Origin of the sequence: Qipengyuania benthica (genome assembly GCF_030717865.1) — a bacterium.
GTDB lineage: Bacteria > Pseudomonadota > Alphaproteobacteria > Sphingomonadales > Sphingomonadaceae > Qipengyuania > Qipengyuania benthica.
The window spans coordinates 506,924-528,577 of the sequence record NZ_JAVAIL010000003.1; the positions used below are offsets into that span (position 1 = coordinate 506,924).

The 21,654-nt window shown below is 66.6% G+C and carries 22 protein-coding genes; 10 read left to right on the plus strand and 12 right to left on the minus strand.

Features of this window, described 5'->3' with window-relative positions; all coding sequences use genetic code 11:
• Positions 1 to 58: 58 nt before the first annotated feature.
• Genes Q9K01_RS11395 through Q9K01_RS11410 form a run of 4 tightly spaced genes read right to left on the minus strand, consistent with a single transcriptional unit; the run spans position 59 to position 3,713 of the window.
• Positions 59 to 676, minus strand: coding sequence for an exopolysaccharide biosynthesis protein (locus Q9K01_RS11395; protein WP_305930368.1), 618 nt, complete (start codon positions 674 to 676; stop codon positions 59 to 61).
• A 54-nt stretch (positions 677 to 730) separates the two neighbouring features.
• A complete protein-coding gene (locus Q9K01_RS11400) occupies positions 731 to 1,180 on the minus strand; it encodes a MaoC family dehydratase (RefSeq protein WP_305930369.1) in 450 nt (149 codons plus the stop codon).
• Entirely contained in the window at positions 1,180 to 2,601 is a 1,422-nt protein-coding gene (locus Q9K01_RS11405) for an aldehyde dehydrogenase family protein (protein WP_305930370.1), read from the minus strand. Before Q9K01_RS11405 ends, Q9K01_RS11400 begins: the two co-directional genes overlap by 1 nt.
• 23 nt (positions 2,602 to 2,624) lie before the next feature.
• Positions 2,625 to 3,713 carry a CaiB/BaiF CoA transferase family protein gene (locus Q9K01_RS11410; protein WP_305930371.1) on the minus strand — a complete coding sequence of 363 codons (1,089 nt, stop codon included), beginning with the start codon at positions 3,711 to 3,713 and terminating at the stop codon, positions 2,625 to 2,627.
• A 155-nt stretch (positions 3,714 to 3,868) separates the two neighbouring features.
• On the opposite strand from Q9K01_RS11410, the gene Q9K01_RS11415 reads away from it, so the two are divergent.
• The 3 genes from Q9K01_RS11415 to Q9K01_RS11425 all read left to right on the plus strand — a co-directional run bounded on the left by Q9K01_RS11415 (position 3,869) and on the right by Q9K01_RS11425 (position 7,402).
• On the plus strand, positions 3,869 to 4,507 hold the full coding sequence (locus Q9K01_RS11415) for a flavin reductase family protein (protein WP_305930372.1): 639 nt from the start codon (positions 3,869 to 3,871) through the stop codon (positions 4,505 to 4,507).
• 67 nt (positions 4,508 to 4,574) lie between these two features.
• On the plus strand, positions 4,575 to 6,500 hold the full coding sequence (gene acs / locus Q9K01_RS11420) for an acetate--CoA ligase (RefSeq protein ID WP_305930373.1): 1,926 nt from the start codon (positions 4,575 to 4,577) through the stop codon (positions 6,498 to 6,500).
• Between the two features lie 107 nt (positions 6,501 to 6,607).
• Positions 6,608 to 7,402 carry an enoyl-CoA hydratase-related protein gene (locus Q9K01_RS11425; RefSeq protein WP_305930374.1) on the plus strand — a complete coding sequence of 265 codons (795 nt, stop codon included), beginning with the start codon at positions 6,608 to 6,610 and terminating at the stop codon, positions 7,400 to 7,402.
• An 85-nt stretch (positions 7,403 to 7,487) separates the two neighbouring features.
• Here the strand turns inward: Q9K01_RS11425 and Q9K01_RS11430 are convergent, their stop codons facing one another.
• Together Q9K01_RS11430 and Q9K01_RS11435 are read right to left on the minus strand one after the other, a co-directional pair.
• Positions 7,488 to 8,912: an aldehyde dehydrogenase family protein gene (locus tag Q9K01_RS11430; protein WP_305930375.1), complete on the minus strand. Its 1,425-nt coding sequence runs from the start codon at positions 8,910 to 8,912 to the stop codon at positions 7,488 to 7,490.
• 163 nt (positions 8,913 to 9,075) lie between these two features.
• Positions 9,076 to 10,725, minus strand: a complete 1,650-nt coding sequence (locus tag Q9K01_RS11435; RefSeq protein ID WP_305930376.1) for an acyl-CoA dehydrogenase family protein — start codon at positions 10,723 to 10,725, stop codon at positions 9,076 to 9,078.
• 179 nt (positions 10,726 to 10,904) lie between these two features.
• Here Q9K01_RS11435 and cysD point away from each other — a divergent pair, with 179 nt between their 5' ends.
• From cysD to Q9K01_RS11450, 3 genes are read left to right on the plus strand one after another with little or no spacing between them, the layout of a single operon-like run.
• Positions 10,905 to 11,822, plus strand: a complete 918-nt coding sequence (gene cysD / locus Q9K01_RS11440) for a sulfate adenylyltransferase subunit CysD (protein ID WP_305930377.1) — start codon at positions 10,905 to 10,907, stop codon at positions 11,820 to 11,822.
• The gene (cysN, locus tag Q9K01_RS11445; RefSeq protein WP_305930378.1) at positions 11,822 to 13,744 is read left to right on the plus strand and encodes a sulfate adenylyltransferase subunit CysN; all 1,923 of its coding nucleotides are present in this window, start codon (positions 11,822 to 11,824) and stop codon (positions 13,742 to 13,744) included. The genes cysD and cysN overlap by 1 nt, the downstream gene beginning before the upstream one ends.
• A gap of 10 nt (positions 13,745 to 13,754) precedes the next feature.
• Positions 13,755 to 14,489, plus strand: coding sequence for a 3'(2'),5'-bisphosphate nucleotidase CysQ (locus tag Q9K01_RS11450; protein WP_305930379.1), 735 nt, complete (start codon positions 13,755 to 13,757; stop codon positions 14,487 to 14,489).
• Here the strand turns inward: Q9K01_RS11450 and Q9K01_RS11455 are convergent.
• The gene (locus Q9K01_RS11455; protein WP_305930380.1) at positions 14,478 to 15,320 is read right to left on the minus strand and encodes an HTD2 family dehydratase; all 843 of its coding nucleotides are present in this window, start codon (positions 15,318 to 15,320) and stop codon (positions 14,478 to 14,480) included. The genes Q9K01_RS11450 and Q9K01_RS11455 overlap by 12 nt on opposite strands.
• Positions 15,320 to 16,204 (minus strand): HpcH/HpaI aldolase/citrate lyase family protein, encoded by an 885-nt coding sequence (locus Q9K01_RS11460; RefSeq protein ID WP_305930381.1) that lies wholly within the window; start codon positions 16,202 to 16,204, stop codon positions 15,320 to 15,322. Before Q9K01_RS11460 ends, Q9K01_RS11455 begins: the two co-directional genes overlap by 1 nt.
• A 194-nt stretch (positions 16,205 to 16,398) precedes the next feature.
• Here Q9K01_RS11460 and Q9K01_RS11465 point away from each other — a divergent pair, with 194 nt between their 5' ends.
• Positions 16,399 to 17,637, plus strand: coding sequence for an alkaline phosphatase family protein (locus Q9K01_RS11465; protein ID WP_422785310.1), 1,239 nt, complete (start codon positions 16,399 to 16,401; stop codon positions 17,635 to 17,637).
• A 36-nt stretch (positions 17,638 to 17,673) separates the two neighbouring features.
• Here the strand turns inward: Q9K01_RS11465 and Q9K01_RS11470 are convergent, their stop codons facing one another.
• From Q9K01_RS11470 to Q9K01_RS11485, 4 genes are all read right to left on the minus strand, one after another.
• Positions 17,674 to 18,126: a DUF421 domain-containing protein gene (locus tag Q9K01_RS11470; protein ID WP_305930382.1), complete on the minus strand. Its 453-nt coding sequence runs from the start codon at positions 18,124 to 18,126 to the stop codon at positions 17,674 to 17,676.
• A 13-nt stretch (positions 18,127 to 18,139) separates the two neighbouring features.
• On the minus strand, positions 18,140 to 18,661 hold the full coding sequence (locus tag Q9K01_RS11475; RefSeq protein WP_305930383.1) for a hypothetical protein: 522 nt from the start codon (positions 18,659 to 18,661) through the stop codon (positions 18,140 to 18,142).
• A gap of 17 nt (positions 18,662 to 18,678) precedes the next feature.
• Positions 18,679 to 18,879, minus strand: a complete 201-nt coding sequence (locus Q9K01_RS11480) for a hypothetical protein (RefSeq protein ID WP_305930384.1) — start codon at positions 18,877 to 18,879, stop codon at positions 18,679 to 18,681.
• Positions 18,880 to 18,996: 117 nt separating this feature from the next.
• A complete protein-coding gene (locus Q9K01_RS11485) occupies positions 18,997 to 19,215 on the minus strand; it encodes a hypothetical protein (RefSeq protein WP_305930385.1) in 219 nt (72 codons plus the stop codon).
• Positions 19,216 to 20,015: 800 nt separating this feature from the next.
• On the opposite strand from Q9K01_RS11485, the gene Q9K01_RS11490 reads away from it, so the two are divergent.
• From Q9K01_RS11490 to Q9K01_RS11500, 3 genes are read left to right on the plus strand one after another with little or no spacing between them, the layout of a single operon-like run.
• Positions 20,016 to 20,507: a DUF305 domain-containing protein gene (locus Q9K01_RS11490; protein ID WP_305930386.1), complete on the plus strand. Its 492-nt coding sequence runs from the start codon at positions 20,016 to 20,018 to the stop codon at positions 20,505 to 20,507.
• On the plus strand, positions 20,504 to 21,016 hold the full coding sequence (locus tag Q9K01_RS11495) for a DUF6692 family protein (RefSeq protein WP_305930387.1): 513 nt from the start codon (positions 20,504 to 20,506) through the stop codon (positions 21,014 to 21,016). The genes Q9K01_RS11490 and Q9K01_RS11495 overlap by 4 nt, the downstream gene beginning before the upstream one ends.
• Entirely contained in the window at positions 21,013 to 21,585 is a 573-nt protein-coding gene (locus Q9K01_RS11500) for a c-type cytochrome (protein ID WP_305930388.1), read from the plus strand. Before Q9K01_RS11495 ends, Q9K01_RS11500 begins: the two co-directional genes overlap by 4 nt.
• Positions 21,586 to 21,654: the final 69 nt, after the last annotated feature.

A 21,654-nucleotide genomic window follows, 5' to 3' on the forward strand; every position in this document is an offset into this window, starting at 1 on the left:
CTCTCCCCCCGACCCACCGCGAATGTGCGCAATCCGCGCGGGCGAAGTCAAGCGGCGGCTAGAATGGCAAGATGCTTCCCGAGGTGTCGGAGATGAACCAGAAATAGCCGCCCAGCCCGATCGCCAGCGCGGAAAGCGTCAACGCCACCAGCATCACCAAGCCATCGCGCACAAGGATTGCCAAGCCGAAGGCCGCGATCGGCACCATCGGTGCGCTGCTTGCGAAAGGCACCAGCTCAAGCGGCGGAACCGTGCAGCACAGCATCACCACCACGACCGCCGCGAGCTTCTGCATGCGCGGACCGGTGAACCGCTCGAGCCGCCCCTTGAACATGCGGTCGAGAAATGCGGCCACGCCTTCGAGCTTCTTCGCCGCAGCCATCAGCTTCTTGGCCCCGACCGAGCGGCGCTGGATGACTTGCGGCAGCCACACATGGTCGCGCCCGAGCAGCTGTTGCACCGCGACCAGCGCGATGATCAGCGCGAGCAGGGTAGGGACGCCGGGGACAATCCCGCCGATGGTCATCTCGATCAGCGCAGGCACCAGCAGGAACGGCCCGAAGCTGCGCTTGCCGAATTCGCGGAGCACATCGGCGACCAGGACCTCCTCGGCGCCCGAGGCCAGATCCTCCAGCGTCTCCACCGTTTCGCTGACATTGTGCGGCTCATGCGTCATGGATACGCCTCTCCGCCGCTCAACGGGCGCAAGCGCCAGATGGCCCCCGTGCCGTCAGGCCGAGGATTTGAGCAGCGCCGAACGTTCGCAGCTGCAGACCACCTCGCCGCGCTGGTTGAGCGCCTCGTGGCGGAAGGTGACGATCCCCTGCCCCGGGCGCGACTTGCTTTCCCGCAGGCCGATCACCTCGCTGCGCGCGCGCAGCGTGTCGCCGATGAACACCGGGTTGGGGGTCACCACCTTGTCGAAGCCGAGATTGGCGACCAGCGTGCCCAGCGTCGTGTCGCCGACCGACAGCCCGACCAATAGCGCGAAGGTAAAGGTGGAGTTGACCAGGATCTGCCCGAAGCCGCTCTCCTTGGCAGCCTCCACATCGAGATGCAGCGGCTGGGGATTGTGCGTCATCGTCGAGAACAGCAGATTGTCGGTCTCGGTCACGGTGCGTCGAATCTCGTGTTCGACAGAATCGCCCACGGTCCATTGGTCGAAAAACCTGCCCGCCATCAGGAACCGACCCCCATCACGGCCTTGATCTCGAGGAAGTCGTGGAACCCGAACCGGCCCCATTCGCGGCCGTTGCCGCTCTTCTTGTAGCCCCCGAAGGCGGCATTCATGTCGTAGCCGCCATTGATCGCTACGCGGCCGGCGCGGATTCGCCGCGCGAGCTTCTTGGCGGTCTCGACGTCCTCGCCGGTGATATGGCTGGCGAGACCGTATTCGGTGTCGTTGGCGATCCGCACCGCGTCGTCGTAATCCTCGTAGCCGAGGATGGTGAGCACCGGGCCGAAGATCTCCTCGCGCGCGATCGTCATGTCGTTGGTGACATCGGCGAACACCGTGGGGCGGACATAATGCCCGGTTTCCAGCCCCTCGGGCTTGCCCGGACCGCCCGCGACCAGCGTGGCGCCGTCGGCGATTCCCTGCTCGATAAGCCCTTGAATTTTATCCCATTGAGCCTTGGAAACCACCGGGCCGATGGTGGCATTGCCCTTGGGATCGCCGGGCACGACCTTCTCCGCCGCTTCCCTGGCCGCTGCCTTGGCTTCCTCCATCCGCTGGTGGGGAACCAGCATCCGGCTGGGCGCGGTGCAGGTTTGGCCCGAATTGCCCATCATCGCGGTCGTGCCGCGCGCGACCGACTGGGCGAAAACCGAATCGTCGAGCACGATATTGGGGCTCTTGCCGCCCAGCTCCTGCGCCACGCGCTTGACCGTGGGCGCGGCATTGGCGGCGATGGCGACGCCGGCGCGGGTCGATCCGGTAAAGCTGACCATGTCGATATCCGGATGGCCGCTGATCGCCTCGCCGACGCCGGGCCCGTCGCCGTTGACGAGGTTGAAGACGCCCGCGGGTACGCCCGCCGCATCCATGATCTCGGCGAAGATGACGGCATTGAACGGCGCGATTTCCGAGGGCTTGAGGATCATCGTGCAACCGGTCGCCAGCGCGGGGAAGACCTTGCAGGCGATCTGGTTGAGCGGCCAGTTCCAGGGGGTGATCATCCCGACCACGCCGATCGGCTCGTAGAGATGCAGCGTGGGGCCGTCCTGACGCTCGAACTCGAAGCTCTCCAGCACCTCGATCGCGGTCTGGCAGTGCCCGGCAAGCAGGCCGACATGCGGTCCGTTGGCGAGCGACATCGGCGCGCCCATCTCGTCGCTGATCGCGGAGGCGAGATCCTCGCGGCGCTTCCCGATCTCGGCCAGAATCGCACGGAGCAGTTCGAGCCGGGTCTCGCGGCTGGAGAACTGCCAGTCCTCGAAGGCGCGGCGCGCGGCGGCGACCGCCTTGTCGACATCGGCGGCGCTGCCGAAAGAAATGTGGCCGATCGCCTTTTCGGTGGCGGGGTTCTCGACCTCGCGGGTGTCGGCCCGGGCCGGATCGACCCATTGGCCGTCGATGTAGAATTTCGTGCAATCGCGCATGGTCATACTCCTTGGATGCCGCCCTAGCTGCCCTGCCCCCAGCGCGCCACCACCTCGGCGCCGTCCTCGGCGCTGTCGCGGATCGTGCCCGGTGTCCTCTCGAAACGCGGCGCGGGCGCGGTGTGCCAGACGCCGTCGCGTTCGACATAGGAGCCGCGCGCCTGCAGATGCGGGTGGGTGCGCGCCTCGTCGACCGGCAGAACGGGCGCAAAGCAGGCGTCGCTGCCCTCGAGCAGTTCGGTCCAGTCGGCAGCGGTCCTTGTCTTGAACAGCGCCGCGAGCCGCTCGGTGTAATCGTCCCAATTGGCAGGGTTCATCTGTCCCTGGCGCAATTCCTCGGGCGCCTCGGCCCTGTCGAGCAGCTCGGCGTAGAATTGCGGCTCGATCGCGCCGACGCTGATCTCGCGCCCGTCGGCGCATTCGTAGCAGCGGTAGAAATGCGCCGCGCCGCCGAGCATGCCCTCACCGCGCTTGGTGCTGAGATGCGGCGCGTGGCGCGCGCCGAAGAAGAAGCTCATCAGGCTGGTCGCGCCATCGACGATCGCGGCATCGACCACCTGGCCCTGCCCCGAGCGCTCGCGTTCGTAGAGCGCGGCGAGGATCCCGAGCGCGCAATAGAGCGAACCGCCGCCGAAATCGCCGACCAGGTTCTGCGGCGGGGTGGCGGTCTCGCCAGCGCGCCCGACCGCCGCCAGCGCGCCGGTGATGGCGATGTAGTTGATGTCGTGACCCGCCGCCTTGGCGAGCGGCCCCTCCTGCCCCCAGCCGGTCATCCGCGCGAAGATCAGCCGCGGATTGTCGGCCAGCAGCACCTCGGGACCCAGCCCCAGCCGCTCCATCACGCCGGGTCGGTAACCCTCGACCAGCACATCGGCATGCCGCAGCGCCTCGCGGCAGAAGGTCTGGCCCTCCTCGGTCTTGAGATCGACCGCGACGCGGTGGCGGCCGCGCTCGACCACCGGGTTGAGCACCTGCGTTCCCGCGCGCTCGATCCGCACCACCTCGGCGCCCATGTCGGCGAGCAGCATAGCGACATGCGGACCCGGGCCGATCCCGGTGAATTCGACGACCTTCAGACCCGTCAGCGGGCCGGCGGAACCGGTATCGATCATGCTTGCTCTCTCCTCTTTGCCCCTTCGCATTGCATGATGCGCCCGATCCCGCAACTGCGCCGCGAGACGACGCAAAAAGGTTGTCTTTCGCGCCGCGAAGCGGCACCGCAACCCGACATGCACTCTATCCCTGCCAATCCTGTTCGAGTTGCCGGATGAGCGAGCTGCAACGCGAATTCCGCGATGCGCTGGGGTCTTTCGCGACCGGCGTGACGATCGCCACCACGGTCGCGACCCATGGCGCGCCGGTCGGGGTCACCGCGAGCAGTTTCAATTCGGTCAGCCTCGATCCGCCGCTGGTGCTGTGGTCGCTGGCCAAGAATTCGCAGTCGCGCGAAGCCTTCTCGAACAGCGGGCATTTCGCAGTCCATGTCCTCGCCGCCTCGCAGCGCGAACTGTCGGATCGCTTCGCCCGCTCGGGCGCGGACAAGTTCGAAGGCGTCGAATGGTTGCGCGGCAAGCTGGGTTCGCCCGTTTTCCCCGAGTTCGCCGCGCGGTTCGAATGCCGGACCCGCCATGAATACGAGGGCGGCGATCATATCATTCTGGTCGGCGAAGTGGTTGAATTCGAGGCTCGCGAGGTGGCGCCGCTGCTGTTCCTCGCCGGGCGCTATGCCCGGCACCAGCCCGATTCCGATACCACTGCCGAGAGCGAGGATATCCTCAACGAAGCGCTGTCGCTCGAACGCGCGCTCGAGACGGTGGTCGAAGGCAGACTTGGCGAGGCGGAACTGGCCGAAACCCGGCGGCTGATGCAGCGGATCATCGAACTGGCGCGCGGCGCCTCTAGCTGAACGCCCTGCGCTCGGGCTTTCGCCGCGCGCGCCAGCCGCTATGCTCATCGCCAAGGAGAGAGTGGTCATGAGCGAATTCGTCGAGCCCCCGCGCACCAACAGCGCAACTCATTGCACGCCCGAGCAATATGAGGCGCTCTACCGCCGCTCGCTCGAACAGCCCGACGCCTTCTGGCTCGAACAGGCCCAGCGGCTCGACTGGTTCACCCCGCCGACGCTGGGCGGCGAATGGTCCTACGATCCGGTGTTCATCGAATGGTTCGGCGATGGCACGCTCAACCTGTGCCACAATGCGGTCGACCGCCATCTGGCGGACAAGGGCGACAGCACCGCGCTGATCTTCGAACCCGACGATCCCTCCGGCGAGACCCGCAGCCTGACCTATCGCGAGCTGCATGGCGAGGTCGTGCGGATGGCCAATGCGCTGAAAGCGCTGGGCGTCGCCAGGGGCGACCGCGTCACGCTCTACATGCCGATGATCGTCGAGGGCGTCACCGCCATGCTCGCCTGTGCGCGGATCGGCGCGGTGCATTCGGTGGTGTTCGGCGGCTTCTCGCCCGAGGCGCTGGCGGGGCGGATCGTCGATTGCGAGAGCCGTTTCGTCATCACCGCCGATGGCGGAATGCGCGGCGGCAGACCGGTGGCGCTCAAATCCAATGTCGACGCCGCGCTGGCGCATGAGGGCGTCGCTGTCGACGGGGTGCTGGTGGTCCGCCACACCGGCGCCGAGACCGCGATGCAGGCGCCGCGCGACCGCTGGCTGCACGAACTCGCCAGCGACGCGGACTGCCTCTGCGAGGAAATGCGCGCCGAGGATCCGCTGTTCATCCTCTACACCTCGGGTTCGACGGGCAAGCCCAAGGGCGTGCTCCACACCACCGGCGGCTATGGCGTCTGGACCGCGGCCACCTTCCACTATGTCTTCGACTACCAGCCGGGCGAGGTGTTCTGGTGCACCGCCGATATCGGCTGGGTCACCGGGCACAGCTATGTGGTCTATGGCCCGCTGCTCAACGGCGCCGCGCAGGTGATCTTCGAGGGCGTCCCCAACTACCCCGACCACGGCCGGTTCTGGGATGTGGTCGACAAGCATTCGGTCGCCATCCTCTACACCGCGCCGACCGCGATCCGCGCGCTGATGCGCGAGGGCGACGCCCATGTCACCAGCCGCGACCGCTCCTCGCTGCGGCTGCTGGGCACGGTCGGCGAGCCGATCAACCCCGAGGCCTGGCGCTGGTATTTCGAAGTGGTGGGCGAAAAACGCTGCCCGGTGGTCGACACTTGGTGGCAAACCGAGACCGGCGGCGCGATGATCACCACCCTGCCCGGAGCGCACGCCATGAAGCCGGGCAGCGCGGGCAAGCCCTTCTTCGGAATCCGCCCGCAATTGCTCGATGCCGAGGGCGAGGTGCTCTCGGGCGCCGCTGCCGGCAATCTCGCGATCACCCACAGCTGGCCGGGCCAGGCGCGCACCGTTTACGGCGATCACGACCGCTTCGTGCAGACCTATTTCAGCACCTATATGGGCAGATATTTCACCGGCGACGGCTGCCGCCGCGACGAGGACGGCTATTACTGGATCACCGGACGGGTTGACGACGTGATCAACGTCTCGGGCCACCGCATGGGAACCGCCGAGATCGAGAGCGCGCTGGTGCTTCACGACAGCGTCGCCGAGGCAGCGGTGGTCGGCTGCCCGCACGACATCAAGGGCCAGGGCATCTATTGCTACGTCACGCTCTATGCGGATCGCGAAGGGTCGGACGCGCTCGCGGAGGAACTGCGCCAGCATGTCCGCAAGGAGATCGGCCCGATCGCCACGCCCGACCATATCCAGTTCACCGACGGGCTGCCCAAGACCCGCTCGGGCAAGATCATGCGCCGCATCCTGCGCAAGATCGCCGAGAACGAGTTCGGCGCCTTGGGCGACACATCGACCTTGGCCGATCCCTCGCTGGTCGAGCGGCTGGTCGAGGGACGCCGGAACCGCTGACGGGCTGATACCACCGACCACACGCCGCTTGCGCCACGCGCCCGCGCCGATAGGGTGGCGATAAGTTCGCGAACGAAACCGACCCACCAGACGCCCGGGAGAGCGCCATGAGCTACGAGACCATCACCACCACCCGCGCCGGCAATGTGCTGAAGCTGACGCTCAACCGGCCCGAGCGGCTCAACGCCTGCCCGCCGCAGATGGCCGACGAGATCTTCGACGCGCTGCGCGACCTCGACGGCGCGCGCGCCGTTCTGATGACCGGCGAGGGCCGCGCCTTCTGCTCGGGCGCGGATCTCGCCGCCAATGCGGACAAGTCGGGGACCGGGCCGATCAATGGCGGCGACCGCGCCTTCACCTCGCTCCAGCGGCACTACAACCCGATGATCCAGGCACTCGCCAGCGTTCCCGTTCCGGTAGTCTCCGCGGTGCAGGGCCCGGCAGCGGGGGTCGGCTGCTCGATCGCGCTGGCGGCGGATTTCGTGATCGCGGGCAAGAGCGGCTATTTCCTCCAGGCCTTCGTCAATATCGGGCTTGTGCCCGATGGCGGCTCAAGCTGGATGCTGCCGCGGCTGGTCGGCACCGCGCAGGCGACGCGGATGATGATGCTGGGCGAGAAGATCCACGGCGAGGAAGCCGAGCGGATCGGACTGATCTACAAATGCGTCGCGGACGAGGCGCTGACCGCGGAGGCGGAGGCGCTGGCGGAGAAGCTCGCCAACGGCCCGACGGTGGCGCTGGGGCTGATGAAGCGCAACATCCGCGCCGGGCTCGAGAGCGATTTCACCGCCACATTGCTAATGGAAGCGCAGGGCCAGCGCGAGGCGGGGATGAGCCAGGATTCGATGGAAGGCGCGATGTCCTTCCTCCAGAAGCGCAAACCAGCCTTCAAGGGCGCCTGAGCGCGCTCGCCTGGCTCGAAAGTAAGACTGAAACGGAAAGGGGCGGCACCATGGCCGCCCCTTTCTTTTGGATTTCAGATGCGCCTCAGGCGAAGGCGTCGCGCTTGATCGTGATCACCTGCGGATAGGTGAATTCCTTCAGGCCATCGATGCCGTATTCGGCGCCGATGCCCGACTGCTTGTGCCCGCCGAAGGGGGCGAAGGGAGAGAGGTGCATGAACTCGTTCACCCACACCGTGCCGGTTTCCATCCGCTCGGCGACTGCGACGCCCTGCTCGGCATCCGCGGTCCAGACCGCGCCCGCGAGCCCGTATTCCGAGGCATTCGCGCGCTCGATCGCCTCGTCGACGCTGGCGAATTTCATCAGCGGCATGACCGGGCCGAACTGCTCCTCGGCGACGATCCGCGCATCCTCGGGCGGATTGTCGAGGATGGTGATCGGCACGTAATATCCCGTCCCCGAAGGATCGACATCGCCCCCGGTGAGGAACTGATAGCCCTGGTCCTTGGCGTCTTGGATCAGCTCGCAGACGCGCTCGAATTGCTTCTTGTTCTGGATCGGGCCGACCCCGGTGCCCTGCTGCGCGCCGTCTCCGACCTTCACCGTCTTGGCATAGGCGGCGATCGCCTTGGACAGATCGTCGTAGATGTCCTCGTGGATGTAGATCCGCTTGGCGGCGATGCAGACCTGCCCGGCGTTGGAGAAGCTCGACCAGAACAGCTGCTCGGCGACCTTCTCGACATCGGCATCTGCGAGCACGATCGAGGCGTCGTTGCCGCCCAGCTCGAGCGTGATGCGCTTCAAGTCCTTGCTGGCGCCTTCCATGATCTTCTTGCCGGTCGCGGTCGAGCCGGTGAAGGTGATCTTGTCGATGCCCGGGTGGCTCGTGATCATCGGGCCCAGTTCGTCGGGGCCGGTGATGATGTTCACCGTGCCCGCAGGCACGACGTCCTTGATCAGCTCGGCGATCCGCAGCGTGGTCAGCGGGGTGAAGGGCGAGGGCTTCAGCACGATGGTGCAGCCCGCGACCAGCGCCGGCACGATCTTCTGGATCGCCATCATGATCGGGAAGTTCCACGGCACGATCCCGCCGACCACGCCCACCGGCACGCGGCGGGTGCGCGACAAGCGGGTGTCGTCGTCCTGGTTGATCACGTCCTCGAGCCGCAGCGTGGATTGCGCGGCGGCGAGCCCCGCCGCCCCGTAGATCTCCTGCTGCGCCTGGTTGTGCGGCTTGCCCTGCTCGCTGGTGAGCAGGCGGAACAGCTCGTCGGCGTTCTCCTTGATCGTTGCGGCGATTCCCTGGACCACCTTCTGGCGCTCTTCGGGCGTGGTCTTCTTCCAGCTCTGGAAAGCACGGCGCGCGGCGGCGACCGCGCGGTCGAGCTCGTCCTGGCCCGCAGAAGGAACCTGGCCGACGACTTCCTCGGTGGCGGGGTTGATGACATCCATCGTCCCCGCGGTGGTGACGAGCTCGCCGTCGATCAGATTGGAATAGGTCTTGGTCATCTCTCTCTCCCGTATGTGTCAGCGGATCCCTTTGTGCGTTCCCGCATAAGCTGGGCCTAAGCTGGGAACGCGAATCTCGGTTGCAATATGAGACTAGGCCTTCGTGCGGGCGAGCGCCAGCGGGCATCGCCGGGGCGGGCGTGGCACCCGCCCGGCCGCAGGGTCAGCCGTTTTCGCGCGGGGTCAGCAGCCCGCGCCCGATCACCTGCGCCTGGATTTCCGCCGCGCCCTCGAAGATGTTGAGGATGCGCGCATCGCACAGCACCCGGCTCACCTCGTATTCGAGCGCATAGCCATTGCCGCCGTGGATCTGCACCGCATTGTCGGCATTGGCCCAGGCGACCCGCGCCGCGAGCAGCTTGGCCATGCCCGCCTCGATGTCGCAGCGTTCGCCCTTGTCCTTGTGGCGCGCCGCGGAATAAGTGAGCTCGCGCGCCATCAATTGCTCCACTGCCATCAGCACCAGCTTGTCCGCCACGCGCGGGAAGGCGAGCAGCGGCTTGCCGAACTGGCGCCGCTCGCCGGCATAGCGCAGCGCGAGATCGAAGGCGTGCCAGCCGACCCCGATGGCCCGTGCCGCGGTCTGGATCCGCGCGCCCTCGAAGGTGCGCATCAATTGCTTGAACCCCTGCCCCTCGGCGCCGCCGAGCAGCGCATCGCCGGGTACCGCGAAACCGTCGAAGCCGAGCGTGTATTCCTTCATCCCGCGGTAGCCGAGCACCGCGATCTCGTCGCCCGCGAGCCCCTCGTCGGGGAAGGGATCGGCCGCGCCGCCGCGGCTCTTTTCGGCGAGCAGCATCGACAGCCCGCCATAGCCCGGCGTGCCCGCGTCGGTGCGGCACAGCAGCGTCATCAGATCGGCACGCGCGGCGTGGGTGATCCAGGTCTTGGAGCCATGGACCCGCCAGTCGCCCGCCTCGTCCCTGACTGCGCGGGTGCGGACCGAGGCGAGGTCGGAACCGGTATCGGGCTCGGTAAAGACCGCGGTGGGCAGGATCGAGCCATCCGCTAGGCGCGGCAGGTAATGCGCCTTCTGCGCCTCGGTGCCGTTCTCGCCGATCAGCTCGCTGGCGATCTCGGAGCGGGTGCCCAGCGATCCTGCGCAGATCCAGCCGCGCGAGAGTTCTTCCGAGACCAGGCACATCGCCAGCTTCCCCAGACCCAGCCCGCCATAGCGCTCGTCGATGCAGACCCCGAACACGCCCAGCCGCGCCATCTCGTCGACCAGCTCGATCGGGATCAGCGCATCGGCGAGATGCCAGCCTTGCGCATGCGGGGCGATCCGAGCGGCGGTGAAGGCGCGGAACTGGCCGCGGATCATGTCGAGCGTCTCGTCGTCGAAGCCTTCGTCGGGTACGCGCCCCTCGGCAAGGTGGCTTGCCAGCGCGGCGCGGCTGTCGGCGGTGCTGCCCTCGTCGAGGAAGCGCCGAACCGCGGGGTCCGCGGCAAGGCTGCGCGCCGGCTCGGCGGCGCCCAGTTCGGCGGGGCGGATAAATTCGCTCTGGCTCATCGGCAGCGCGCTGGTGAGCTGGTGGCAATACTCACCGAAACCGATCGCCAGCGCCAGCTTTTCGACCTCGCCGAAGCGGCCCGCGGCCTCGACCCGCGCCGCCCAGTCGGCGACCGCCTCCAGCGCGGCGACTGTGGTGCCGATCCAGGCGAAGCCATGGACGCGGCGCTGCTCGCGCTCGATCAGCGAGGGGTCGGGCTTTCCGCCGGGAGCGACCAGAGCGGCGGTCGCCGCGCGCACCGCGTCGCGATAGAGGCGCGCGGCGGCGCAGGCCCGGCGGGCCGTTTCGATCCAGTCGTTCATAGAAATCCACCCATCCCGGCGTGACGCCTTTTGCGGCAAGAAACCCGCAATCGCGGCAAATTGCAATCGCCGAACCGGGATCTTGCAAACCGGGCGGCGAAACAAAGTGCCGCGCAGCCGCCTGATAGAATTCCTCTGTTTCGCCGCGGCGACCGCGGCACCTAAAGAATGGGCCGATCATGACCCGCCTCCTCACCCATCTCGAACGGCTCGAAGCCGAGAGCATCCACATCATGCGCGAAGTCGCCGCCGAGGCGGAAAAGCCGGTGATGCTCTATTCGGTCGGCAAGGACAGCGCGGTGATGCTGCATCTGGCGCGCAAGGCCTTCTATCCCGCGCCGCCGCCCTTCCCGCTGCTTCACGTCGACACCACCTGGAAGTTCAAGGCCATGTACGCGCTGCGCGAGAAGGCTGCGCGCGAGGCGGGGATGGAACTGCTGGTCCATCGCAACCCCGAAGCGATCGAGCGCGGGATCAACCCCTTCGATCACGGATCGCTGCACACCGATATGTGGAAGACCGAGGGGCTCAAGCAGGCGCTCGACGAGCACGGTTTCGACGCGGCCTTCGGCGGCGCGCGGCGCGACGAGGAGAAGGCGCGCGCCAAGGAGCGGATCTTCTCCTTCCGCACCGCCAGCCATGGCTGGGACCCCAAGAACCAGCGCCCCGAATTGTGGAACCTCTACAACACCCGCAAGGCTCCTCGGACCCGCAGCGGCGGCGAGAGCATCCGCGTCTTCCCGCTGAGCAATTGGACCGAGCTCGACATCTGGCAATATATCCAGCTCGAGAACATCGAGATCGTCCCGCTCTATTTCGCCGCGCCGCGGCCCACTGTCGAACGCGACGGGATGCTGGTGATGGTCGATGATGAGCGCTTCCCGCTCGAGGGCGAAGAGCCGGTCGAACGCTCGATCCGCTTCCGCACGCTGGGCTGCTATCCGCTCACCGGCGCGGTCGAGAGCACCGCCTCCACCCTCTCCGAGATCATCCAGGAAATGCTGCTGACCACCACCAGCGAACGCCAGGGCCGCGCGATCGACCGCGATGCCGGCGGCTCGTCGATGGAGAAGAAGAAGCAGGAGGGCTATTTCTGATGGCCGATCAGCCCATCCCCGAACAGGCCTACCGTCCCGATGCGCTCGCGGGTGAGGACATCGACGCCTATCTGACCCGCCATCAGCACAAGACCATGCTGCGCTTCATCACCTGCGGCAGCGTGGACGACGGCAAGTCGACGCTGATCGGGCGGCTGCTCTACGACAGCAAGATGATCTTCGAGGACCAGCTCGCCAGTCTCGAGAGCGACAGCAAAAGGATCGGCACGCAGGGGCAGGAGCTCGACTACGCGCTGCTGGTCGACGGGCTGGCCGCCGAGCGCGAGCAGGGCATCACCATCGACGTCGCCTATCGCTTCTTTTCGACCGACCGGCGCAAGTTCATCGTCGCCGATTGCCCCGGCCACGAGCAATACACCCGCAACATGGTCACCGGCGCCTCCACCGCCGAGCTGGCGGTGATCCTGGTCGATGCGCGCAAGGGCGTGCTGGTCCAGACCCGGCGGCACAGCTTCCTGTGCCACAGGCTGGGGATTCGCCGGATCGTGCTGGCGGTCAACAAGATGGATCTGGTCGATTACGATCAGGCGACCTACGAGGCGATCGTCGCCGATTACGCGCGCTTCGCCGCCGAGATCGGGATCGAGAGCTTCACCGCCATGCCGATCTCGGGCTTCAAGGGCGACAACATCGCCGGCCCTTCGGACAACATGCCCTGGTACGCCGGACCCTCGCTGATCGAGCATCTCGAGGCCGTTGAGCTCGATGCCGCCGATGCGCAGGACAAGCCGTTCCGGATGCCGGTGCAATGGGTCAACCGCCCCGATCTCGACTTCCGCGGCTTCGCCGGCCTGATTGCGAGCGGGACGATCCAGCCGGGCGCAGCCCTGCGGGTGCTGCCCTCGGGCAAGACCACCACGCTCGACCGGATCGTCACTTTCTCGGGCGATCAGGGCGAGGCAGTGGCGGGCCAATCGGTCACGCTGACCTTCGCCGACGAGATCGACTGCTCGCGCGGCGATGTCATCGTGGCCGCCGAGGATCCGCCGCAGGTCTCGGACCAGTTCGAGGCGACGCTGGTGTGGATGGACGACGATCCCATGCTGGTCGGCCGCGCCTATTGGCTCAAGCTGGGCACGCAGACCGTTTCGGCCAGCGTCCAGGAGCCCAAATACGAGATCAACGTCAACACCATGGCGCATCTCGCCGCCAAGACGCTGACGCTCAATTCGATCGGCGTCGCCGAGGTTCACACCGAGAAGCCGATCGTCTTCGAACCCTATGCCGACAACCGCACGCTGGGCGGCTTCGTGCTGATCGACAAGCTGACCAACCGCACCGTGGCGGGCGGGATGCTCCATTTCGCACTGCGCCGCGCGCAGAACGTCCATTGGCAGCCCACCGACATCACCCGGCAGGATCACGCCGGCCTCAAGAACCAGGCGCCTCGGGTGCTGTGGTTCACCGGCCTGTCGGGTTCGGGCAAATCGACCATCGCCAACGAGGTCGAGAAGCTGCTGGCGGTGATGAACCGCCACACCTTCCTGCTCGACGGCGACAATGTCCGCCACGGGCTCAACAAGGATCTGGGCTTCACCGATGCCGACCGGATCGAGAACATCCGCCGCGTCGGCGAGGTCGCGCGGCTGATGGCCGATGCCGGTCTGATCGTGCTGACCGCCTTCATCAGCCCGTTCCGGGCCGAACGGCAGATGGTGCGCGACATGCTGCCCGCGGGCGAATTCGTCGAGATCTTCGTCGACACCCCGCTGGAAATCGCCGAACAGCGCGACGTGAAGGGACTCTACAAGAAGGCGCGCGAGGGCAAGCTCAAGAACTTCACCGGGATCGACAGCCCCTATGAAGCGCCGGAAAATCCCGACATCGTGGTCAACACGGTCGCAATGACCCCCGGCGAGGCGGCCGAATACATCGTCCGCCAGATCATGCCGCTGAAATAGCAGGACCGCGATGGACGATTCCGAACTCGCCGCGCAATTGGCGCATCACGCCGGGCGGATTGCGCTGGCGATCCGCGACTCGGGCCTGATCGCGGGCCGCGCGCTGGGCGATGCCGGCGACGAGGCCGCCAATCGCTTCCTGTGCCGCGCGATCGCGCAGCACCGCCCCGATGACGGGCTGTTGTCGGAGGAATCGGCCGACACCGAGACACGCCTTGGTAAGGACCGCGTCTGGATCATCGACCCGGTCGACGGCACGCGCGAATATGGCGAAGGCCGCAGCGACTGGGCGGTACATATCGGGCTGACGATCGGCGGCGTGGCCAGGATCGGTGCGGTCGCGCTCCCCGCTCTCGATCTGGTGCTGCGCTCCGACAGGCCGCTAGCTCTGCCCGCGGCGCCCGCGACACCGCGCATAGTGGTCTCGCGCAGCCGCCCGCCCGCGCAGGCGCTCGCGATGGCCGAGGCGATTGGTGCCGACCTCGTCCCGATGGGCAGCGCCGGCGCCAAGGCGATGGCGGTGGTCCGCGGCGAGGCGGAAATCTATCTCCACGCGGGCGGCCAACACCAGTGGGACAATTGCGCCCCCGCCGCGGTCGCCGCGGCGCACGGCCTGCACGTCAGCCGGCTCGACGGCGCGCCGCTGGTCTACAACGCGCGCGACACCTCCATGCCCGATCTGTTGATCTGCCGCCCCGAACTCGCCGAGCGGGTGCTGGCCGAGATCGCCGCTCTACCCTGCTGACGCAGCCCCGCAGGTCACACGCGCCCGCATCGCGACCTGGTCGCCCTGCTGGCTCCAGAGGCTTGCCCCGTCATCGCTTGGCTCGCCGCACAGATGCAGCGGCATTCCGTCGAAGGCGGGCGCTTCGCCGCGGAATTCGAACCCGGTGATCGGCTTCGGGACGTGCTGCTGCGCCAGCCCCATCAGCAGCGTCGCCTGCAGCGGGCCATGCACCACCAGCGCCGGATAGGCTTCCTCGCCCATGGCATAGGGCCGGTCGTAGTGGATCCGGTGTCCGTTCATGGTCAGCGCGGAATAGCGGAACAGCAGCACCGGATCGGGGTCCACGCTCGCGCCGAAGCCGCATTCGGGCGGGAGCGCCGCGTTCGGCAGCGATGGCCCGGAAGCGGCAGCGGCGCGATAGACCAGATCCTGCTCCTCGCGGATCGCCAGCCCTTCGGCATTGGCGATCGCATGTTCGAGCGTCACGAACACCAGCGTCCCGCTGCGCCCGTGCTTCTCCTCGATGCCGAGGATCGTCGAGGTCCGGGTCACCTCTTCGCCCAGCACCAGCGGCGTGTGGAACGAGAGCCGCCCCCCGGCCCACATCCGCCGCGGCAGCGGGATCGGCGGGAGGAAATCGCCCTTGGCCGGATGACCGTCGGCGCCCAGCCCGGCGGGCGGGCGAACGTCCCAGAAATAGAGCCAGTGGTGCAGCAGCGGCAGCGGATCGCCCGCCGCGCCCTCGCCCTGCCCGCCCAGAGCCGCCAGCAGCGCATTGCTGCACGCCGGTTCGAGCCGGTCGCGCGCGGTGACGCTCCGGCCGATCCAGCCGGCGAAATCGCCGGCCATCAGTCCTCGACCTGCGCCAGCAATTGATGCGCGCGCGACAGATGCGGGCGGTCGAGCATGCCGCCCTCGTAGCCGATCGTCCCCGCTCCCGGATTGGCTGCGAACAGCGCGACGATCTCCCGCGCCTTCTCGATCTCCTCCGCGCTCGGGGTGAAGGCTGCGTTGATCACCTCGACCTGCGCCGGGTGGATCGCCAGCATCCCGCGATAGCCCGCGCGCCGCACCTGCTCCGCCCGCGTCTTGAGCGTCTCGAGATCGCGGAAATCGGCCTGGATCGTCTCGATCGCGGGCACGCCCGCGCTTGCCGCGCCGAGCAGGCACAGGCTGCGCGCCAGCTCATAGGTGAAGCCGAACCGGCCGTCCGCGTCGGTGTTGGATTGCGCGCCGATGGAATCCGCCAGATCCTCCGCCCCCCAGGTCATCGCGACCAGCCGTGGCGCGCCCGCGAAATCGCCGCAATGGAACATGCTGCGCGCAGTTTCGGTGACCAGCACGATCACCGGCGTCGAGCCCTGTTCGATCCCGTTCGCCACCTCCAATGCCTCGAGATAGCGGTCGAGCACCTCCACATCCTTGCGGCCCGAGACCTTGGGCAGCATGATCCCGCCCGGCCGCGCGGGCATGACTGCGGCGAGGTCCTCGATCGTATAGGGGCCGTCGAGCGGATTGACCCGGACGAACAGCCTCGCGCGGCTATCCTGATTGCCGCGCAGGAACTGAGCGACCGCGGCCCGCGCCGCGGGCTTGTTGTCGATCGTGACCGCATCCTCGAGATCGAGGATCACCACGTCCGCCGCGCCGCCGACCGCCTTGGTCATCTTCTTCTCGCTGTCGCCGGGGGCGAACAGCCATGATCGCATTGTGATCGGGGCGGTATCGGTCATGTCTGGTCGGGCTCCTCTTCGCGGACCTTTCGCGGGCCTTTCGCGGGCCGTCGCGCCTGCACCCCATTCCCGCCTGCCTGCCGAGGGTCAAGCCCATGGCGCGCGAAGGGAAAAGTTGTCGCAAGTGTAGTCACTCTGTAACCGGCGGTCGAAACAGCGGCCCGACCGGCCGCACCGCGACCTTTCGGGATTCCATGATGATGCTTCGCTCTTTGTTTGCCAGCCTGTTTCTCGCGCTCGCGGGCTGCACCACCGCCACCGCAGTTACGGCACCGCAGACCATCGCCGCGACGCAGCGCGAGCCGGTCACAATTCTCGTCTCGATCGACGGCTTCCGACCCGAGTATCTGGGGCGCGGCGACAGCCCCAATCTCGATGCGCTGGCGGCCACGGGCGTAACCGCCGAGATGCGTCCCTCCTTCCCGACCAAGACCTTCCCCAATCATTACACCATCGTCACCGGGTTGCGCCCCGATCGCCACGGCATCGTCGACAACAATATGGAGGACGCCGCGCGTCCCGGCGAGCGCTTCTCGATGGGCAATGCGAGCCAGGCGCTCGATCCCTTCTGGTGGGACGGCGGCGAGCCGATCTGGGTCACCGCCGAGAAGCAGGGCGTGCGCACGGCGACCATGTTCTGGCCGGGTTCCGAGGTCGCCGTGCGCGGCACCCGTCCCGCCGATTGGCAGCGCTTCGACATGAACATCACCAACCCGCAGCGGGTCCGCGCGGTGGTCGACTGGCTGCGCCGCCCGCAGGCCAGCCGGCCGCAATTCGTCACGCTCTATTTCGATACGGTCGATACCGCCGGACACCGCTACGGCCCGCAAGCGCCCGAAACCAGGGCCGCGATCCGTGAAGTGGATTCCCGGATCGGCGAACTCGGGGCCGGGCTCGACGCGCTCGGCCAGCCGGTCAATTTCGTCATCACCTCCGATCACGGGATGGCCGCGACCAGCGCCGAGCGGGTGATCCGCGCCGACCGGCTGCTCGACCCTGCCGCATTCCGCACCATCAGCGATGGCGCGTTCCTCAGCCTCGACCCCCTGCCGGGCCGGGAAGAAGAGGTCGCGGCAGCGCTGCTCAGGCCGCACCCGCATATGCAATGCTGGCGCAAGGGCGATCTCCCCGAGCGCTTCGCCTACGGGACGCATCCCCGCGTGCCCGCCATCTTCTGCCTCGCCGAAACCGGTTGGCTCATCCTGGCGAGCGAGCCGCGCTACAGCCCCGATGGCGGCACGCATGGCTACGACAATCTCGACCCGGCGATGAAGGCGCTGTTCATCGCTTCGGGCCCGGCGTTCCGATCCGGCGTGATCCTGCCGATCTTCGACAATGTGGCGGTCTATCCGCTGCTGGCAGAGGTGTTGGGCGTGGTCCCGCAACCGTCGGATGGACAGGCGGAAACGCTTGCCCCGGCGCTGCGCGACTGACGCTTCGCAAATCGAACCAGCGATCGACGCTGGAGGTCAGCCGGATTTTTGTCGCGGAATGATCGAGATGCCGGAATCATTCTCGAGGATGGCGTGCTTGACCTGATCGAGCCGCTCCAACCCGTGCTGGGACCGCGCCGCGAACATCACGTCGGCGGTGTCCGTCCGGCTCTTCTCGAGGGCGCGGTGATCGATCTGGCCATCTTGAATGAGAAAGGTCGGCCGACCATCGAGAAGCCTCGATACCCGAGGCGACCAGCGCTTGAGATATGACAGCCCGATATCGGTCAGAAACAGAGTGACGATCAGCACCACCGCATTCGTAATCGAAAAGTCATCCCCCAGCAGAGCCTGCTGGGTCGTCTCGGCGACGATCAGGAGAAGCACGAAATCGAACGGGGTCGCCTGCGCCATCGTGCGACGACCCGAAATGCGGACGATCACCAGCATCACGGCGTAGATGACGATGCCCCTGATTACACTGTCCATTCGGCTTTCTCCCCTAGGGTAGGACGACGACAGCACCCGCGGGCGCCTGCGAACCGTCGACGGCGAAACCGGTTACGGAAGTGGGCCACGCAGGGCCGGGCGGGCGTAGTGAGAACCGTGCGCTGCGACCGCCGCCGGTGCCGGACAGATCAAAGGTGTAGATATGTCCCTCCGGCGTCGCCACGACGGAGGACGGCCGGGGGCTCACAGCCTCTATCGCAAACAGGTCGAGAAAGCTTTGCGGGACGGTCACCCGGGACGATCCTCGCTGCTCCGGCGCGAATTCGACGCTGAGATGATCGGCAGCCGCCCAGCGGCCGATCCGCGGAAGGTCGATCGTCGCGTCGCCCGCGCGAAGCTGATGGTGCGAAAGCCATCCTCCGCTTCCTGTCAGCCCCAGAATGGCCACGACCACGAGCACCAGCATGACGGCCCAGCCTACGCGGTTCGCCATCCAGAGCCGCTCTTGCAGGGGGCGGTCGGTTTGAAGATGGATGCGAGACCCCTCGTCCTCGCCGGTGGCTGTGTCGCTCATGCTCGCCACTTAACCGCCTACAGCGGCAGGAGCGCAATACTTTTCTCCGGGGTCGCGGCGGTCGGCCTGGTGCTTGCGCCCGAGAGACGGCACAAGCCCCTGCGCCAGTCCGCAAAACCGGTTGCCTGGCCTGGCGTATCGATGCCATTTTCGTTCAACGCCGACCCGACGACCAGGGGCGTAGACACCGCCTCGCCGTTCGAGAAGATCAGCCGCATCGCCAAGGTGGCTCCTGGAACCACGTCGGTATCGTAATCCGACAGCACCACCTGGCGCTCGCCCAGGCCCGAATTCGACGGTTTCCCCTTGGTGGATCGGCACGTTTGCCAATCTTCTCATGTCCGGTCCCAGGTTTCGAAAGGTTTCGCGACATCCGTATGTTCGATCGCGACCTCGCGGATGCACACTGCATTCTCGTCGCCCCGATCGGTGACTTCGAAGTAGATTCTGGCCGGCTGCCCGGCGACGGGAGGGAGGACAAGCGCCCCGCGCTCGACGAGGGTGTTTTGGTGGAATTCCGGCGCGGGCGGCGCGGTCGTCTGGCCCCCGGTCAAGATCGGAAAAGTCATTGCACCGATCGCGAGAGGCCACTGCGATCCACTAGCGCTGTTTCATCACAATCTCCGGTCTATCTTCCCCTCTCTATGGAAGTCGACCCATCGGAGCCGCGCTAGTCAACGATGCTGTCGAGAACTCCGTTCGCTGCAAACCGGCGACTCTCTTTGGGTCCCTCGAAAACCCCGCGGTCGCTGCAGAGCGCCCGTGGTCCTGGCCGCACCCGCAAAGAGCGACGAGCGCCAGTAGGTCGGCTGGATCTCGAGCGGCCATGTCCCAGTACACTATCGCCTCGCGCCATAGCTTGGTGGTGAGGCTGGCCAGTTCATCGGGATAAGGCGGTCTGCCGTCGCGAATGCAAGCGACCAGACTTTGAGGAAACAACTCCTGCACGCGAACCTCCTTTCCCTCCTGCCGAAATCCAGCTTTAGTGATAAAGATGCGCCTTTTCCGTCGCATAAGTTAAACTCGATGCTGTTTTCTCAAGCTCCTGCCCGCCGTTTCGAACGTCCGGTCGCAGAAACCGCTCGGTCGCTCTGCGAAATACCGGATGCTCCCGGCACGCAAGGGGTGGAACAGCCGCAAGCGCCGCAGACGCGCTCCGTCGGCGCATTCCGGCGGCGCGTTCCGGCGGTGCCTTCCGATCCGTTGATCCAGGGCCCCGGTCCCCGAAGAACTGTCGCGACCTGGCGTCGGGGCGAAACTTTCGCCATCGCACTGCATTGGCAAGACAGTGGCAACAGGAGAATTGCACATGCCTGCGGACGGCAAGAAACAGCAAAAAGGCCATGACAGCGGCATGAGTATGTATGTCCGCTTCATGGCGATGATCGCCACCGGCACCGTGGTGATGTTCGTGCTGATGTATTTCAACACCTACAGCATCGATCATGTCTTCTGGAGCGAGACGCGCTTCTGGATGGCCTTCGTGATGGGCGCCGCCATGATGGTCGTGATGCTCGGCTTCATGTGGAGCATGTACAAGAACCGCACCAAGAACTTCATCATCCTGAGCGTGGCGGTCGTCGTCTTCGCGCTCGCCCTTTGGCTGGTGCGCAGCCAGACCACCGTCACCGACACCGAATATATGCAGGCCATGATCCCGCATCATTCGATCGCGATCATGACCAGCGAACGGGCCCACATCCGCGACCCGCGCGTGCGCAAGCTGGCGCACGACATCATCCTCGCCCAGCGACGCGAGATCGCGCAGATGAAGTATCTGATCGAGGACATCGAGGAGAACGGCGTCAGAGTCGCGCGGCGGCTTCCGGAGGAGATCGAGCAATGACCGGATTGTCGAAACTTCCCGCCGCCGCGCTGCTCGGCAGTGTCGCCCTCGCGCTTGTCGGTTGCAACGAGAACACCGCGGTGGGCAATGATCGCGAAGCGCAGCTCGAACCGGCGCCCACGCCCGCGCCCATCATGCTGGCGCGCAACGCGCTCGCCAACGTCGCAACCGCGGCCATCAAGCCGGAGACCATGACCAACGCGGACATCCAAGCCCTGGGCGGGCGGGAAGGCCGCTGTGCGGTGCTTCTGACCGAGGTCGCCTTTCCTTCGCTTCTCTACGAGCCGGGCGGGCTCGCGACGATCAAACTGAACGGAAAGCTGATCGTCCTTCCTCGCACGGGAGACGCAACTTTCTCCGATGCCGGCCTTACGGTCGCCTTGCAGCCGGGCGATGAAGAGGGCGATGCGGGACTGCAGTCGATGACGATGATCATCGTTCCGCCCGGAGCCGAGGACGAGTTGGGCTACAAGGGCTATGTCCAGTGCTACGAGGGAGCAGGGAAATGACACCGGCGGCGAGGAACGTCCTCATCGGCGCACTCGGCATGCTGCTCCTGCTGGCGGCGACCGGTTTGTTGATCGTGCTGACAGGCGGCTACAACATCGCCGCGACCGATCGCCACAATCCGATCGTGGGTTGGGCGCTGACCACGACCATGCGAAACCACGTGCAAGGCGCGGCAGACGATCTCACTCCGCCGGGTGCAATCACGCCGGCGATGATCGCCGCAGGAGCCGGTGAGTACAAGGCGATGTGCGCGCATTGCCATGGAGGCATCGGCGCCTCTCGCGCCGAATGGGCCAAGACGATGCGCCCGCTCCCGCCGGCGCTCGCTCATGCCGCGCAGCGCTGGAGCATCGAAGAGGTCCACTGGCTGGTGAAGCACGGCGTCAAGATGAGCGGCATGCCCGCGTTCGGCCCCACCCACGACGATGCGACGATCTGGAACATCGCCGCCTTCGTCAAAGCCATGCCGGATATGGACGCCGGCGATTACGCGGCACTTACGGCGGCGGGGCAACGAGATGGTGGTGGCCATAGCCACGCCCCCGGAGCGCCCGCCCACGCGGACTGAAAAAGACCCGAATGCGCAGCACCGACGGATCGCATCGCGGTGCAATGGCCAATCCTCGGCTGGGCGCAC

Excerpts from the sequence above, each read along its gene's own strand:
- Q9K01_RS11395 (WP_305930368.1), bottom strand. The coding sequence starts at position 676 with ATGACGCATGAGCCGCACAATGTCAGCGAAACGGTGGAGACGCTGGAG.
- Q9K01_RS11400 (WP_305930369.1), bottom strand. The coding sequence starts at position 1,180 with ATGGCGGGCAGGTTTTTCGACCAATGGACCGTGGGCGATTCTGTCGAA.
- Q9K01_RS11405 (WP_305930370.1), bottom strand. The coding sequence starts at position 2,601 with ATGCGCGATTGCACGAAATTCTACATCGACGGCCAATGGGTCGATCCG.
- Q9K01_RS11410 (WP_305930371.1), bottom strand. The coding sequence starts at position 3,713 with ATGATCGATACCGGTTCCGCCGGCCCGCTGACGGGTCTGAAGGTCGTC.
- Q9K01_RS11415 (WP_305930372.1), top strand. The coding sequence starts at position 3,869 with ATGAGCGAGCTGCAACGCGAATTCCGCGATGCGCTGGGGTCTTTCGCG.
- acs (WP_305930373.1), top strand. The coding sequence starts at position 4,575 with ATGAGCGAATTCGTCGAGCCCCCGCGCACCAACAGCGCAACTCATTGC.
- Q9K01_RS11425 (WP_305930374.1), top strand. The coding sequence starts at position 6,608 with ATGAGCTACGAGACCATCACCACCACCCGCGCCGGCAATGTGCTGAAG.
- Q9K01_RS11430 (WP_305930375.1), bottom strand. The coding sequence starts at position 8,912 with ATGACCAAGACCTATTCCAATCTGATCGACGGCGAGCTCGTCACCACC.
- Q9K01_RS11435 (WP_305930376.1), bottom strand. The coding sequence starts at position 10,725 with ATGAACGACTGGATCGAAACGGCCCGCCGGGCCTGCGCCGCCGCGCGC.
- cysD (WP_305930377.1), top strand. The coding sequence starts at position 10,905 with ATGACCCGCCTCCTCACCCATCTCGAACGGCTCGAAGCCGAGAGCATC.
- cysN (WP_305930378.1), top strand. The coding sequence starts at position 11,822 with ATGGCCGATCAGCCCATCCCCGAACAGGCCTACCGTCCCGATGCGCTC.
- Q9K01_RS11450 (WP_305930379.1), top strand. The coding sequence starts at position 13,755 with ATGGACGATTCCGAACTCGCCGCGCAATTGGCGCATCACGCCGGGCGG.
- Q9K01_RS11455 (WP_305930380.1), bottom strand. The coding sequence starts at position 15,320 with ATGGCCGGCGATTTCGCCGGCTGGATCGGCCGGAGCGTCACCGCGCGC.
- Q9K01_RS11460 (WP_305930381.1), bottom strand. The coding sequence starts at position 16,204 with ATGACCGATACCGCCCCGATCACAATGCGATCATGGCTGTTCGCCCCC.
- Q9K01_RS11465 (WP_422785310.1), top strand. The coding sequence starts at position 16,399 with ATGATGATGCTTCGCTCTTTGTTTGCCAGCCTGTTTCTCGCGCTCGCG.
- Q9K01_RS11470 (WP_305930382.1), bottom strand. The coding sequence starts at position 18,126 with ATGGACAGTGTAATCAGGGGCATCGTCATCTACGCCGTGATGCTGGTG.
- Q9K01_RS11475 (WP_305930383.1), bottom strand. The coding sequence starts at position 18,661 with ATGAGCGACACAGCCACCGGCGAGGACGAGGGGTCTCGCATCCATCTT.
- Q9K01_RS11480 (WP_305930384.1), bottom strand. The coding sequence starts at position 18,879 with ATGCGGCTGATCTTCTCGAACGGCGAGGCGGTGTCTACGCCCCTGGTC.
- Q9K01_RS11490 (WP_305930386.1), top strand. The coding sequence starts at position 20,016 with ATGAGTATGTATGTCCGCTTCATGGCGATGATCGCCACCGGCACCGTG.
- Q9K01_RS11495 (WP_305930387.1), top strand. The coding sequence starts at position 20,504 with ATGACCGGATTGTCGAAACTTCCCGCCGCCGCGCTGCTCGGCAGTGTC.
- Q9K01_RS11500 (WP_305930388.1), top strand. The coding sequence starts at position 21,013 with ATGACACCGGCGGCGAGGAACGTCCTCATCGGCGCACTCGGCATGCTG.